Consider the following 14,306-nt stretch of genomic DNA (forward strand, 5'->3'; position numbering starts at 1 on the left):
AAGATATATTTAAAACTTTTAGATTTTAATAAGCTTAACGTTAGGGGGATAAGATGGTTACTATAAAAGAATATTCAGTTCCACAAAGTTTAGAAGAAGCATATAAAATTTTAACTTCTAAAAAAAATAATGTTATTTTAGGTGGATGCGGATTTATAAAATTAAGCAATAAAAATATAGGAACAGCTATAGATTTAAAGGACATAAATCTAAATTATATAAAAGATGATGAAAAAAATATTTTGATAGGTGCAGATACTTCTCTTAGAAGTTTAGAAATCGATAAAACTATTAAAAATTACTGTAGTGGAATACTTTCAAAAGCTATTTCTCATATAGTTGGAGTTCAATTTAGACAAGGTGCTAGAATTGGTGCAAGTGTATTTTCAAAATATGGTTTTTCTGACTTAATCCCAGCACTTTTGGTTGTTGGGGCGAAGGTAAGATTATACAATAAAGGAATATTAGAACTAAATGAGTTTTTAGATAGTGAATCAAGTAAAGATATACTGGTTGAAGTGATACTACCAAAAAAAGATGCAATAGCTGTTTTTGATTCAATAAGAAAGTGTACAGGAGATTTTTCTGTATTAAATTCAGCTATGTTAAAAGAAAATGATACTTACAAAATAGCAATTGGAGCAAGACCTCAAAAAGCTAGATTAGCACTTAAAGCAAGTAGCATATTAAGTAAAGAAAAAGATATAGATAAAGCATCTATTATTGCAAGCAAGGAATTGACTTATGGAAGTAATATGAGAGCTAGTAAGGAGTATAGAATTGATATGGCAAGTGCGCTAGTGAAAAGGATGTATGATGCTATTGAGGGAGGGAATAGATAATGATTAATAAGGGGATAAGAAAGATAGATAGTACAGCAATTGTTACAGGAAAACCTCTATATACTGAAGACCTTATTATGCATAAAGATGTTTTGACGTTAAAATTGCTTAGAAGTTCACATGCACATGCTAAAATAAAGAATATAGATACATCAAAAGCCGAAAAAATTCCAGGAGTTGTGGCTATTTATACGTATAAAGATGTAGCACAAGTAAGATATTGTGTTCCAGGTCAGACAGAGCCAGAAGCATCTCCTTATGATAGAGTTCTGCTTGAAGATACAGTTAGATTTGTTGGGGATGAAGTAGCTTTAGTCGCAGCTGAAGATGAAAAAACAGCACTTAAAGCCTTAAAAATGATAAAGGTAGACTATGAGGTTTTAAAACCTGTATTTAATGCAAGAGAAGCAGAAGGAAATGAAGTTGTTATACATCCAGAAAAAGATATAGTAGAGCCATATCCTTTTGGATTAGATGCGAAAAATAATATAGTATCAAAAGAATTTTTTGAATTTGGTGATGTTGAAGCTAAACTTAAAGAAAGTGATTTTGTTGTTGAATCTTCATATAAAACTCAAAGTCAATCGCATTGTATGATGGAAACTCATAGGTCATACTCATACAAAGATATAAATGATAGAATTGTTGTAGTTTCATCATTACAATCACCACACAATGTAAAGAGAATACTTAGAAAAGTGTTGGGAATTCCATCTTCAAAGATAAGAGTGATAAAGCCTAGAATAGGTGGTGGATTTGGAGGAAAGAATATAGCAGCGACAGATATATTCACTGCATTTGTCACTATGAAAACTGGTAGACCAGCAAAATTTGTATTTACAAGAAACGAAACTTTTGTTGGTTCTAATAGTAGGCATGAAATGTTTTTTGATGTTAGAGTGGGTGCAGATAAAGAAGGAAATTTAAAAGCAATAGAGTTAAAATCATTAAATAATACAGGTGCTTATGGTGGTAATGGAGTTTCTGTTTCTTCAGAATCTGGGCATAATACATTGCCAATATATAATGATATTGATGCTGTTAGATTTGATGCCAGAACTGTATATACTAATAGACTACCAGCAGGAGCACTTAGAGGATATGGTGCCACACAGGGAATATTTGCAATAGATAGTGCTATTGACGAATTAGCAAATAAGATTGGAATGGACCCACTTGAATTTAGGGTTAAAAACATAATAGATAGATATACTAATGGAAAAGCAGCTGAAGAAGAAATATTAAGCTGTGAGTTGAAACAATGTATAGAAAAGGGTAAGAAATTAATTAACTGGGATGATAAATATCCATGTAAAGATATAGGAAATAACAAGGTAAGAGCAGTAGGTATGGCAGTGGCAAATCATGGTTCTGGCATACCACGTGTAGATATGGCAACAGTGACTATACGAATGGATGAAGATGGAACATATAAGTTATTATCTGGTCTTGCTGATTTAGGTCAAGGAGCTGATACAATTCAAGCACAAATTGCTGCTGAAACTTTAAATACCACTGTAGATAGAATATCTATTTATACAGGTGATTCAGATTTATGTCCATATGATACAGGAGCATTTGCTTCTTGTACTACAACGGTTACAGGAAATGCAACAATAAAGACAGCAAATAAATTAAAAGAAATATTACTTTCAGTAGCAGAATCAAAGCTAGGATTTAAAAAAGAAGATTTAGAGTTAGGAAAAGACAGAGTTTTTGTTAAAAACGATAACAGTAAGTTTGTGCTATTAGAGGAATTAGGTAGAGAATCAGTTGGAGGCATAGGATTTGCTAGTGATGATGTGCCAGTAGTTTTGGAAGCAACAGAATCTTTTGGTATGTTAAAAAGAATAAAACCATTTATAGCAGGTTTTGCAGAGATAGAACTAGATAAAAATACAGGTGAATATAAGGTAATAAACTTTGCATGTGTACCTGACTGTGGAACAGTTATAAATCCAACTCTGGCTAGAATACAAGTAGAAGGTGGAGTAATGATGGGTATAGGGTTTGCAATGTATGAAGACCCTAGATTTGATAAAGATGGAAGATTATTGACAGATAGTTTCTTACAGTATAAAGTTCCTACAAAAAAAGAAGTGGGAAATATATTGGTAGATTTTGCTGATAATTTCGACCCAGGAGGTCCTTATGGTGCTAAATCCTTAGGAGAAATAGTTATACACACACCAGCACCAGCTATAGCAAATGCAATATTTAATGCTACGGGAGTTCGTATAAGGGAGCTTCCTATGACTTTTGAAAAGGTTTATATGGGTATGAAAAATAATAACAAACAATTATAACAAGTGATATACTATATAAAAGCATATAAATTTAAATTATTTTGTAAAATAAAGTAATTAAATGGACATTATATATGGTGTTTTGTAAAAATACCGTATATAATGTCTAGTAGAGTATATTCTAAAGGAGGTGAGTTTATGACAAGTAGAATAAAAAATATACACTATGGTACTCAGAGACAACAATTAAAAAACTTAACTAAAAAAGAATATCAAGCTCTACGAGAAATGTGTTTCTTGGCAAAGAATTTATATAATGTTGGTACATATAATGTAAGACAGCATTATTTTAATAAAGGAGAACATCTTAATTATGAAGCAAATTATCATGTCTGTAAAGAAAATGAGAATTATAAACTTCTCAATAGTAATATAGCACAACAAATATTAAAAGAAGTTGATAGTTCATTTAGGTCATTTTTTGGTCTAATTAAACTAGCAAAAGAAGGTAAGTATGATTTTAGAGGGATAAAGTCACCTAAATATTTGGACAAGGAAGGCTTTTTTAGCATAATAATAGGTCAAATAAGAATTAAGGAAGATGGTATTCTAAATGTACCTATGTCTCCAGCCTTTAAAAAATTATATGGTAAAGTAAGCATAAAAGTTCCACAAAATATACTAGACAAAAAAATTAAAGAAATAAGAATAATACCTAAACATAAGGCTAGGTTCTTTGAAATTCAGTATTGTTATGAAATACCGAAATCAGAGGAAGTTTCAAATCAAAAAAATGCACTAGCAATAGACTTAGGTTTAGAAAACTTATGTACATGTGTTACCAATTTAGGTGATAGTTTTATCATAGATGGAAAAAGGCTCAAATCTGTGAATCAGTGGGCAAATAAACAGAATGATAAAATAGAGACCTTGAAATTAAAAAAGAATATAACCGCAATCACAAGAAAACAATTTAAGGTCTGGAATAAGAGGAACAATCAAGTTAAAGACTACGTAAACAAAACTTGTTTTTACATAATTGATTACTGTGTAAAAAATAATATTGGTAATTTAATTGTAGGATATAATGCTAAGTTAGAAAAAAGTGATAATATGGAGAGGAAAATATATAGAAATTTTATAAGAATTCCCTTTGGAGAGATAAAAGGGAAGTTAGAATATCTATGTAAAATAAAAAATATCAATTTTATTAGACAAGAAGAAAGTTATACTAGTAAATCTGATTTTTTTGCTGATGATTTCCTACCTAATATAAATGTGGATAATGTGAAAAAATATGACTTTAAAGGTGAAAGAATAACACGTGGTCAGTACAAATCTAGTGTTGGAGTAGTTATAAACGCAGATGTAAATGCGAGTCTTAATATATTAAAAAAATCACAAATAGTTGATTTATCTAGTTTGCAGAATAATCCTCAAATATTAAAGCAACCACAAAGAATAAGAATATCTTAATTATATTTAAAAGATAAACTGATAGCGTAAGCTTACAGCTTAGCGGCGAATTGGATCCGCCTTGTTGTTTACAACAGAATCTATTTACTTTCGAGTTTATGGAATTTCAAAAATCACTTTTACTAAAAAGGTTCAGCTATAAAAATTAAGAGATTAAAAAACTAGTTATAAGAGGTGAAAGTGTGAAATTATCAGATATAATAGAAGAGAACGAAATAATAACTGTAGTTGGAGCAGGAGGAAAGACTTCATTTATAAACTATTTTGCAGATTTTTATAGAGATAAATTAAAAGTTCTCCTTACAACAACAACTAAAATATATGTACCAAGTGATTATGACAATATAATCTTGACAATAGATGGAACTGCTATTCCATCTATTTGTCATGGAGTAACAGTATGTGGAAGCTATATAAATAATGAAAATAAAGTAGTAGGTATTAATTCATCTATTTTGGATGAGATTGTAGACAAATTTGATTTAGTTTTAATAGAGGGAGATGGTTCAAAACGAAAAAGACTTAAAGGTTGGAATGATGGAGAACCAGTAGTATACCATAAAAGTACGAAAACTATAGGTATATTGGATATAACTTCGTTCGGAATGAATATTAATGAAGAGAATATACACAGATTAGATATATTTAAAAAAATAGCAAGTGTAGATACATATAATATTAGTAGTAATTCTACAGTAAGCCTTGAAAACTTAAAAAATACAGTATTAAATCCAAATGGATTATTTAAAAATTATTCTGGAAAAAGAGTGTTATTTATTAATAAAGTTGAAAATGGAAAATATAAAAATTTAGCCATAAAATTAATAAAAAATATTAAGGAATATGAAAGCGAAATAGAAATATTTTATGGAAGTATAAAGCAAAATTTTTGTATAAGATATTGAAGTATTAAAATAGTTTATATGATATTATATATATAGATAATATCAATAACAGTATTATAAAAATCATAGAAGTATCAATACATTATAAATACCAAGGATGATATATATGATAAATGCAGTAATAATGGCATCAGGTTTTGCAAGAAGAATGGGAGCAAATAAACTTTTATTAGATTATAAAGGATGTTCGATAATAGAACATGTATTTAAAGCAGTTAGTAAAATTAGTTTTCATCAAGTTATAGTGGTAAGTCAGTATAAAGAGGTTTTATTATTGTGTAATAAATATGGTTTTAAATATATATATAATAAAAATGCGAATGTAGGTCAAAGTGAATCAATAAAATTGGGGATTTTGAACAGTTCAAAATGTGATGGTTATATGTTTTTTGTAGGAGATCAGCCATTTATTGATAATTTATACATAGATAAAATTATAAATACTTTTAAATTAGATAGAGATTTTATAGTAATTCCAAGATATAAAGATGTATATGGAAATCCAGTTATATTCCCATATAGTAAGAAAGAAGAGTTATTGTCACTTAAAGAAGATGAAAAAGGTAAAACCGTTTTAAAAAATTCATCAAAAATAAAGTATGTAGAAGTTCCTAAGGAAATGCTATTGGACATTGATACAAAAATGGATTATGAAAGAATTGGGGGTAAATTATGAAGTTAATAAAAACTATAGATGCTGTTGGACAAGTTTTATGTCATGACATAACTCAAATAATACCTGGAGAATTTAAAGGAAGAAAGTTTAAAAAAGGTCATGTAATAAAAGAAGAGGATATTCCAGTATTATTGTCTCTTGGTAAAGACAATTTGTATGTATGGGAAAAATTAGAGGGTATGATTCATGAAAATGAAGGTGCATTGTTTTTAAAAGATTTAACTGCTGGAGAAAATTTAGATTTTAGTGAAATAAAGGAAGGAAAGATAGATTTTATAGCAGCATGTGATGGACTTTTAAAAATAGATGTTGATGCACTTTTTGATTTGAATTGTGTTGGCGAGATAATGATGGCTACTCTTCATAATAATTTTATAGTAAATAAAGGCTTAAAAGTAGCTGGAACAAGAGTTATACCTTTAGTTATAGATGAGAAAAAATTAGAAGAGGCAAAAAAAGTAGTTGGTAATAGAAAAATAGTAAATGTAATACCTTTTAAACCGAAGAAGGTAGGTATTGTTACTACAGGAAATGAAGTATTCTATAGCAGAATTGTTGATAAATTTGGACCAGTAATAGAAGAAAAAGTAAAGGGATTTGGCTGTGAAGTTATAGGACAGACTATATGTCCAGATGATAAAGAAGTTATAAAAAATGCAATAAAAGAATTTATAAGTCAAGGAGCAGAACTTATCTGTTGTACTGGTGGTATGAGTGTAGACCCAGATGATGTCACACCAACAGCTATAAAAGAAACTGGAGCTGATTTAGTTACATATGGGTCACCAATATTACCAGGAGCTATGTTTTTACTTGCTTATTATGGGGAAGTTCCAATTATGGGGATACCTGGGTGTGCAATGTATCACAAAACTACAGTATTTGATATAGTCTTATCTAGAGTTTTAATTGATGAAAAACTTGATAAGTATGATATAGCTAGATATGGTCATGGTGGTCTTTGTATGAACTGTGATGTATGTACTTACCCTGCATGTAATTTTGCTAAAATATAATACTATTAAAAAGAGTATTTACAAAATAAGTACTCTTTTTAAATATGAAATAAAATAAACAAATGATACTTTAGAAAAAGCATCATTTGTTTAGAAGTTATAATAACTTATTTTCAATGTGTAAAAGAAGGAATAAAGTTGCAATTTGATTTCTTTATAAGTATAATATAATAGATTGTTAATTTTTATGAATTTACAATTTTTAGTATTATTTCAATAAATATTTCACAAATTTAGTATAAAAAATATACTATTTATGTGATAATAGATAATAAAAATGTTATCAAAATTTTATGATAAAATAAATTATGGGCAAAAAGAAAGGAAAATATATTAATGTTACAAGTTACAGGTGTTGGACTTAGATTTGGTGATAAGGAACTATTTAAAGATGTCAACTTAAAATTTACTAAAGGTAATTGCTATGGAATAATAGGAGCTAATGGTGCGGGAAAATCTACTTTTTTAAAAATATTATCAGGAGAGATAGAGCCAAATACAGGTAGTATATCTATAACTGATAAAGAAAGAATGTCGGTTTTGAAACAGGACCACTTTGAATATGAAGAAGAAACTGTTTTAAATGTTGTTATAAGAGGTCATGAGAGACTTTGGAACATAATGAAAGAAAAAGATGCGTTATATATGAAGGAAGACTTTAGTGAAGAAGATGGAATAAAAGCTGCCGAACTTGAAGGAGAATTTGCGGAACTTGATGGATGGGAGGCAGAAACTAACGCTGAGAAAATACTTATGGGTCTTGGTATAACTAAAGATATGCATTACAAGCAAATGAAAGAATTAGTTGGTGGAGAAAAAGTTAAGGTATTGTTAGCACAATCACTTTTTGGTAAGCCAGAGATACTATTAATGGACGAGCCTACAAACCACTTGGATTTTAAATCAATAAACTGGTTAAATAATTTTATAATGGATTTGGAAGAGTCTATAGTTATAATAGTATCACATGATAGACATTTCCTAAATCAAATATGTACTAATATAGTTGATGTAGACTTTGGTAAAATACAAATGTATGTTGGAAACTATGATTTCTGGTATGAATCAAGTCAATTGGCATTACAACTTGCTAAGGACCAAAATAAAAAGACTGAAGAAAAAATAGCTCAATTAAAGGAATTTATAGCTAGATTTAGTTCTAATGCCTCAAAGGCTAAGCAAGCTACATCAAGAAAGAAACAATTGGAAAAATTAGAAGTTGAAGACATACAACCATCAAGAAGAAGATATCCATATGTAGGATTTACGCCTGCTAGAGAAATTGGTAATGAAGTTTTAGAAGTACACAACTTAACTAAAACTATAGATGGAGTTAAAGTTCTTGATAATGTATCCTTTAGATTGGATAGGGATGATAAAGTAGTATTTATGGGTGATGAAATAGCTACTACTGCACTTTTTAACATAGTTATGGGAGAACTTGAACCAGATAGTGGAGAGTATAAATGGGGAGTAACTACTTCTCAAGATTATCTTCCAAAGAATCATAATAAGTTTTTTGATGGAGTAGAATATTCTTTAGTTGACTGGCTTAGACAGTTTTCTGAAGAAAAAAGTGAGAGTTTTATAAGAGGGTTTTTAGGTAGAATGTTATTCTCTGGTGAAGAAGCTTTAAAAGAAGCTCAAGTTATATCTGGAGGAGAAAAGGTTAGATGTATGCTTAGTAAGCTAATGCTTTCAAATGCTAACGTACTTGTATTGGATGATCCTACCAACCATCTAGACCTAGAAAGTATAACTTCTGTAAATAAAGGACTTGAAAAGTTCCCAGGAGTGCTTTTATTTACTTCTCATGACCATGAGTTTATATCTACCATAGCAAATAGAATTATAGAGATAACTCCAAATGGACTAATGGATAGAAAAATGGACTTTGATGAGTATTTAGAAAGTAAAGAGATACAAGACCAATTAGCTAAAATGTATGGAAAAGATAAATAATTATTAGTATAAATTTAATATAGAATTCGTTTGAAAGAGGTTGTCTCAAAATAGAGATAGGCCTCTTTTTCATTGTTGAAATAATTAAAATATGTGATAGGGAAATTTTTATTAGAACTAAATATAAAAGTAGCAAGTTGAACTATATGGTTGGCTAAATAAATTGGACTAAGGAAGTATTATAATAGAAGTATTATATGTGATGATATAGACAATAATAAAAACAGTGTAGAATTATTCTTCTAAAAAGCATTTTAGAAGAGGTAATTATATTAAAGTAACTAACTCGACCGTTAACAAGAAAAGGAGAACATAGCAGTATGTCAATTAAGAAACAAGTTCCGTATGATGAAGGATTGGATAACACTCTAAATTTATTACATGAAAGGTATTTATTTATTAAAAACAGAGTTAATCAGTATCAATATGATATATTTGAGACTCACCTACTTGGACAAAAAGTAATTTGTATGACTGGAGAAGAGGCTGCAAAAATTTTTTATGATTCAGAACTTTTTATAGAAATGGTGCAACACCTAAAAGAGTACAAAAAACATTATTTGGAGTTGGAGCTATTCAATCTATGGATGGAGACGCTCACATTCATAGAAAACGTTTATTCATCTCGTTGATGACTCCATCACATCAAAATCAACTTGCTAAACTTACAATGAAGAAGCTTGAAGATTCTATTAAAATTTGGGAAAATAAAAAGCAGATTATTCTTTTTGATGAACTAAATGAAATATTATGCAGAGCAGCTTGTCAATGGGCTGGAGTTCCACTAAAAGAATCTGAAGCAGAAAAATTAGCAAAAGAATTTAGTTTAATGATTGATGCATTTGGTGCTGTTGGTATTAGGCATTGGAAAGGAAGAAGATTTAGAGCTAAATCAGAAGAATGGATAAAAGGTATCATAGAAGAGGTCCGTTCAGGCAAGATTAAAGCAGAAGAAGAAACAGCACTTCATGCTATGGCTTTTTATAGAGATTTGAATGGTAATCAGTTGGATAGTCATATGGCTGGGGTAGAACTTATTAATGTATTACGTCCTATTGTTGCTATTTCCACCTTTAGCATTACATGAGTATCCAGAATGTAAAGAAAAACTCTTAACTAGAGATAGTAATGAACTTAAAATGTTTGTACAGGAAGTTCGACGCTACTATCCATTTACACCTCTTAATATAATGTACCAAATCAGAAGTTAAGTTATAGTCTAAGTGGGATACCCACGCTTCCTGAAAGTAAATTTATAATAAATAATATTAGAAGAAAGATTTGAAATTGTAGCTAAATAATATTAATAAGTACAATTTATACTAGTGTAGACATATATAGTTCATAAAATTAGGAATAGTTTTAAGATGTAATAGTATTTAGAGAATAAAAAATTATAGAAAATGAGTGTCTCCAAATCAAAATTGGTTGTCTACGTTGGGTTAACTTACAATGAGGTCTGGAGACAAAGTATTCAAAAAATATATAATATAATTATATAAATCTATCTCAGTGAACTTGTCCATTTTCATGCCAAGATGCAACTGCTATAACCATAATGTCATAAATTATTGTGTACTAGCATAATAGGATTTTATCTTCTGTGGGAAGAATGATATATTTTTAGTATTTATTTTGGATTGCAATTATAATAGTGAAAAAATATAAATTTAAATATAATATTAATTAGCGTTAAATAAACTTTCAGAAATTTTGTCAGAAGCTTCTTTATCCATTTCCTTAAGTACATGAGAATAAACGCTTAAGGTAGTATTTATATTTGAGTGTCCAACTCTTTCAGATATAACCTTTATAGGTACTTTAGAATTTATAAGTAAAGTAACATGTGAATGTCTTAAATCATGGAATCTAATATGAGGTAAGTTATTCTTTTCTAAAAATCTTTTAAATCTTTTACTCATAACATCCTCAGCAATAGGTTCACATTTTTTATTAAAAAACAATAAATTACTATTATTTCTAATAGAAGATTTTAATAAATTTTTATTCTGTTTTACTTTATATTCCTTTAATAAAGACATTAACTCTTTTGGAGCAGATATTTTTCTGATAGAGCTTTCTGTCTTTGGTTCCTTAAGAATTACAGAACCATTAATTCTGGAGGTTATCTTATTTACTGTTATTGTATTTTCTTCAAAATCAATATTATCCCAAGTTAGACCTAAAACTTCTGAAATTCTAAGTCCTAATCCAATGGCCAAATTAATAGGTAACTCCATATTTGTATTTTTTACTAAATCTAATAATTTTATCATTTGCTCTCTATCATAAATTTCATTTTTAAATTTTTTATATCTTGGCGTTTCTATATCATCCATGACATTTTCTTTTATTAATTTGAGTCTATAAGCTCTTTTTACTGCAAGTTTCAATATATTTATATGAATCTTAATTGACTGAGGATTTAGTTTATAAGATAGTTCATCTATGTAATTTTGTATGTGAATAGGATGTAAGTCTTGTATTTTATATTTTCCAATAGATGGATTAATGTAATTCTTACAAATACTAACATAATTATTGTATGTAGCTAATGATATATTTTCACTATATTTATTTAGAAAATCTAATAGAAATTCTGAAACTGTAATTTCATTTGGGACTAAGAAACCGTCCTTATATAAGCTTTCTTTTACCTCATTTAATCTTTTACTTGCTTCTCTTTTTTTGTCAAAAGTACCCATATTTTTTTGTTTTCTTTTGCCTGTATCTTCATCTGTAAATTCAAGGTAAACAACATAGTTTTTATTTCTTTTTCTAATAAATGCATTCATATATAACCCACCAATCAAAATTTTATACACTTATTATAACATATATACGAACTCAAAAATAGTTTTTGAAATAAAGTTGCATCTATTTTAATACATCATATATATTTATTATTTCAAATATTAGAATTTTGATTTAACAATCTGTTATACTTATAAATAAAAGATATTTACTTTTTATATTAATAGATTATATATTTCATTTATATTAAAAATTTAAGTTTTTTATATTAATAAAATTGGATTAGACATTTTAAATAAAACCTTTGACTCTAAAAGTCTATTAATATAGTATTTAATTATATAGAAGTTTGAGAGGAGTGTAAAATCATATGACTATTACTAAGATACCACCAGCAGAATTAAAAGTCATGAAATTTATTTGGGGTTCAGATTTTACAGTAACATCAAAAGATGTCATTGAAGCTATGGAAAAACTATATGATTGGAAGCAAACTACAACACTAACACTTTTATCAAGATTAGTAAATAAGCAATTCTTAAGTGCAAGAAAGATTGATAGGCATACACATTATACAGTTCTTATTGAAGAAGGGGAGTACTTACATTTTGAAACAAAAACTTTTTTAGATAATATGCATGGAAGTTCTATTGAGAGCTTTATGAAATCTTTGTTCAAAAAGGGGGTAAATGAGGAAGAATTGAACTCTGTTGAAAAATGGGTTAAAGACATTAAGAAAGATGAATAATTTAGTGTAGTTAATTATCATAAAATAAATAGTTTTTACAATAATTAGTCAAATGAATACAATATAAAGTCTTATGTAAAATTTATAATTTTTTATAAGTATTTTTATCTTTTTATCATAATATTAATACAATAAATTTGATATAAAATCAAATCAATTAGAATTTAATTTATATTAGATTTGTGGTTAATATTAGTCTAACTTGATACTGAGTATTAATCTAAAAGTAAAAATTTTTGTCCATTAATCATGTAAATTAATTGTTTTAGATACATAAAAGGTATAATTTTATTTTTGTTTTGATTATTTCTAGAGCTTAAGGTCAGTATATAATAGGTTGTATTAAACATGTTTATATTTATAAACTTAAGATAAATGTTGAAATGTATATTAATAATTGTTAAAATAAAAAGGTTCCTAGTTTTTAGGAACTTTTTTATTTGCTTAATATAAAGTGTGAGTTTTTGCTTCAGCAATAGCTCTTGCTGCACTTTTAGGGCTTTCAGTATTTTCTTTTTTGTAAAATTTAATCACTTCTTCCAAGTCTTTATTTTCAATGTCATCTTTCTTATTTTCAAGAATATAATTTACAATTGACTCATTTATCAAATCTGTCAAAATTTTATCTTCATCATTAGTTATCTTAGATATTTCTTGCAATAAAATTTCATTAACTTCTACTGTAATTTGTTTTGTATTTTTTATCATATTAATCACCTCTTGAAAAAATTATATCATCTCAAAAAAATAAATTCAATATATTTTAAAATTATAGAATTTTAATTCTTAAATTCTAAAAAATAGAAAAATTAAATAAAAGTGTTTCTAGGTCTTAAAGGATTAACAAAATATATTTAATTATAAAAGCTTTATTCTATATGATTCTAAGATAGAGGATTTATAAGGGTTTAAGGTGAATTAAATATAAGACAACTTCTTAAAGCAAATGGGTATGGTATTTAAATCTAAATGTAGACATATAATATTAAATATGCTAATATATCAAAATAATAAGGGGGGAATTTATGAAGCTTAAAGAAGCATTGATTACATGTGTTGTATGTAGTGTATGTTTAACTCCATTATTGGTAAATGGAGAAACAAAAATAGATGCAGATCATTGTAAAGAATCTATAGTAAATATAGATACTATAGTACAGTCAGGTAAAAGCTTTAATTCCAAATATAATCAAGGTATGGAAGAATATAAAAATAGTGATGAGTATAAGTTAAAAGTACAAAAGGAAAAACTACAAAATCAGTTGGGGATTAAAATAAAGAAGTTAGTACCCATAACTTTTGAAGTGAGTTATTACACAAGTCTTAATCAAGAAAATGGATATGGAGCTATAACTGCTACAGGAGATGATTTAGAAGATGGTTTTGTAGCAAACAATCACTTGAGTTTTGGAACTAAGATTATTGTAGATGGAAAATTAAAAACTGTTATGGATAGGGGGTCTAGTAAGTATTTTAGCAATTCTAATGCAATAGATGTATTTGTGCCAAAATGGAATAATGAAAGTGAATCAGATTACTATGATAGAGTTAATAATATGGGAAGGCATTATAAAAAAGGCTACATTATTGTTGAAGAATAATGCTTCTTAAAGTAATATGTATTGATTGTCGTATTTAATATATATATAATGAATATAAAACTATTAATACAATTAGATAT

The 14,306-nt window shown here is 27.8% G+C and carries 13 protein-coding genes; 11 read left to right on the forward strand and 2 right to left on the reverse strand.

The window, feature by feature from the left end; all coding sequences use genetic code 11:
* Positions 1-53: 53 nt before the first annotated feature.
* The 9 genes from KGF42_RS01735 to KGF42_RS20385 all read left to right on the forward strand — a co-directional run bounded on the left by KGF42_RS01735 (position 54) and on the right by KGF42_RS20385 (position 10,210).
* Positions 54-842 (forward strand): FAD binding domain-containing protein, encoded by a 789-nt coding sequence (locus KGF42_RS01735; RefSeq protein WP_227821390.1) that lies wholly within the window; start codon positions 54-56, stop codon positions 840-842.
* Positions 842-3,148, forward strand: coding sequence for a molybdopterin cofactor-binding domain-containing protein (locus KGF42_RS01740; RefSeq protein ID WP_227825609.1), 2,307 nt, complete (start codon positions 842-844; stop codon positions 3,146-3,148). The genes KGF42_RS01735 and KGF42_RS01740 overlap by 1 nt, the downstream gene beginning before the upstream one ends.
* Before the next feature lie 138 nt (positions 3,149-3,286).
* The gene (locus tag KGF42_RS01745; RefSeq protein WP_227821392.1) at positions 3,287-4,564 is read left to right on the forward strand and encodes a transposase; all 1,278 of its coding nucleotides are present in this window, start codon (positions 3,287-3,289) and stop codon (positions 4,562-4,564) included.
* 182 nt (positions 4,565-4,746) lie between these two features.
* The gene (gene yqeC, locus KGF42_RS01750; protein WP_227825610.1) at positions 4,747-5,469 is read left to right on the forward strand and encodes a selenium cofactor biosynthesis protein YqeC; all 723 of its coding nucleotides are present in this window, start codon (positions 4,747-4,749) and stop codon (positions 5,467-5,469) included.
* Positions 5,470-5,575: 106 nt separating this feature from the next.
* On the forward strand, positions 5,576-6,145 hold the full coding sequence (gene mocA / locus KGF42_RS01755) for a molybdenum cofactor cytidylyltransferase (RefSeq protein WP_227825611.1): 570 nt from the start codon (positions 5,576-5,578) through the stop codon (positions 6,143-6,145).
* On the forward strand, positions 6,142-7,161 hold the full coding sequence (locus KGF42_RS01760) for a molybdopterin-binding protein (RefSeq protein WP_054274029.1): 1,020 nt from the start codon (positions 6,142-6,144) through the stop codon (positions 7,159-7,161). The genes mocA and KGF42_RS01760 overlap by 4 nt, the downstream gene beginning before the upstream one ends.
* A gap of 336 nt (positions 7,162-7,497) precedes the next feature.
* Positions 7,498-9,123, forward strand: a complete 1,626-nt coding sequence (locus KGF42_RS01765) for an ABC-F family ATP-binding cassette domain-containing protein (protein WP_054274028.1) — start codon at positions 7,498-7,500, stop codon at positions 9,121-9,123.
* A 320-nt stretch (positions 9,124-9,443) separates the two neighbouring features.
* Positions 9,444-9,755 carry a hypothetical protein gene (locus KGF42_RS20380; protein WP_306800916.1) on the forward strand — a complete coding sequence of 104 codons (312 nt, stop codon included), beginning with the start codon at positions 9,444-9,446 and terminating at the stop codon, positions 9,753-9,755.
* The gene (locus tag KGF42_RS20385) at positions 9,752-10,210 is read left to right on the forward strand and encodes a hypothetical protein (protein WP_413926979.1); all 459 of its coding nucleotides are present in this window, start codon (positions 9,752-9,754) and stop codon (positions 10,208-10,210) included. The genes KGF42_RS20380 and KGF42_RS20385 overlap by 4 nt, the downstream gene beginning before the upstream one ends.
* Positions 10,211-10,805: 595 nt before the next feature.
* On the opposite strand, the gene KGF42_RS01775 is transcribed toward KGF42_RS20385, so the two are convergent.
* The gene (locus KGF42_RS01775; RefSeq protein WP_054274024.1) at positions 10,806-11,918 is read right to left on the reverse strand and encodes a tyrosine-type recombinase/integrase; all 1,113 of its coding nucleotides are present in this window, start codon (positions 11,916-11,918) and stop codon (positions 10,806-10,808) included.
* A 329-nt stretch (positions 11,919-12,247) separates the two neighbouring features.
* On the opposite strand from KGF42_RS01775, the gene KGF42_RS01780 reads away from it, so the two are divergent.
* On the forward strand, positions 12,248-12,625 hold the full coding sequence (locus KGF42_RS01780; protein WP_107594176.1) for a BlaI/MecI/CopY family transcriptional regulator: 378 nt from the start codon (positions 12,248-12,250) through the stop codon (positions 12,623-12,625).
* Positions 12,626-13,069: 444 nt separating this feature from the next.
* On the opposite strand, the gene KGF42_RS01785 is transcribed toward KGF42_RS01780, so the two are convergent.
* A complete protein-coding gene (locus KGF42_RS01785) occupies positions 13,070-13,333 on the reverse strand; it encodes a hypothetical protein (RefSeq protein ID WP_054274022.1) in 264 nt (87 codons plus the stop codon).
* A 317-nt stretch (positions 13,334-13,650) separates the two neighbouring features.
* Between KGF42_RS01785 and KGF42_RS01790 the strand changes: the two genes are divergently transcribed.
* Entirely contained in the window at positions 13,651-14,226 is a 576-nt protein-coding gene (locus tag KGF42_RS01790) for a hypothetical protein (protein WP_054274021.1), read from the forward strand.
* The last annotated feature ends 80 nt before the right edge of the window (positions 14,227-14,306 follow it).

The sequence above is a fragment of the Clostridioides sp. ZZV15-6383 genome (assembly GCF_020657735.1).
In the GTDB taxonomy this organism is placed as follows: Bacteria; Bacillota; Clostridia; order Peptostreptococcales; family Peptostreptococcaceae; genus Clostridioides; species Clostridioides difficile_D.

What these genes read in the sequence shown, in the direction of transcription:
- KGF42_RS01735 (WP_227821390.1), top strand. Translation starts at nt 54, where the DNA reads ATGGTTACTATAAAAGAATATTCAGTTCCACAAAGTTTAGAAGAAGCA.
- KGF42_RS01740 (WP_227825609.1), top strand. Translation starts at nt 842, where the DNA reads ATGATTAATAAGGGGATAAGAAAGATAGATAGTACAGCAATTGTTACA.
- KGF42_RS01745 (WP_227821392.1), top strand. Translation starts at nt 3,287, where the DNA reads ATGACAAGTAGAATAAAAAATATACACTATGGTACTCAGAGACAACAA.
- mocA (WP_227825611.1), top strand. Translation starts at nt 5,576, where the DNA reads ATGATAAATGCAGTAATAATGGCATCAGGTTTTGCAAGAAGAATGGGA.
- KGF42_RS01760 (WP_054274029.1), top strand. Translation starts at nt 6,142, where the DNA reads ATGAAGTTAATAAAAACTATAGATGCTGTTGGACAAGTTTTATGTCAT.
- KGF42_RS01765 (WP_054274028.1), top strand. Translation starts at nt 7,498, where the DNA reads ATGTTACAAGTTACAGGTGTTGGACTTAGATTTGGTGATAAGGAACTA.
- KGF42_RS20380 (WP_306800916.1), top strand. Translation starts at nt 9,444, where the DNA reads ATGTCAATTAAGAAACAAGTTCCGTATGATGAAGGATTGGATAACACT.
- KGF42_RS01775 (WP_054274024.1), bottom strand. Translation starts at nt 11,918, where the DNA reads ATGAATGCATTTATTAGAAAAAGAAATAAAAACTATGTTGTTTACCTT.
- KGF42_RS01780 (WP_107594176.1), top strand. Translation starts at nt 12,248, where the DNA reads ATGACTATTACTAAGATACCACCAGCAGAATTAAAAGTCATGAAATTT.
- KGF42_RS01785 (WP_054274022.1), bottom strand. Translation starts at nt 13,333, where the DNA reads ATGATAAAAAATACAAAACAAATTACAGTAGAAGTTAATGAAATTTTA.
- KGF42_RS01790 (WP_054274021.1), top strand. Translation starts at nt 13,651, where the DNA reads ATGAAGCTTAAAGAAGCATTGATTACATGTGTTGTATGTAGTGTATGT.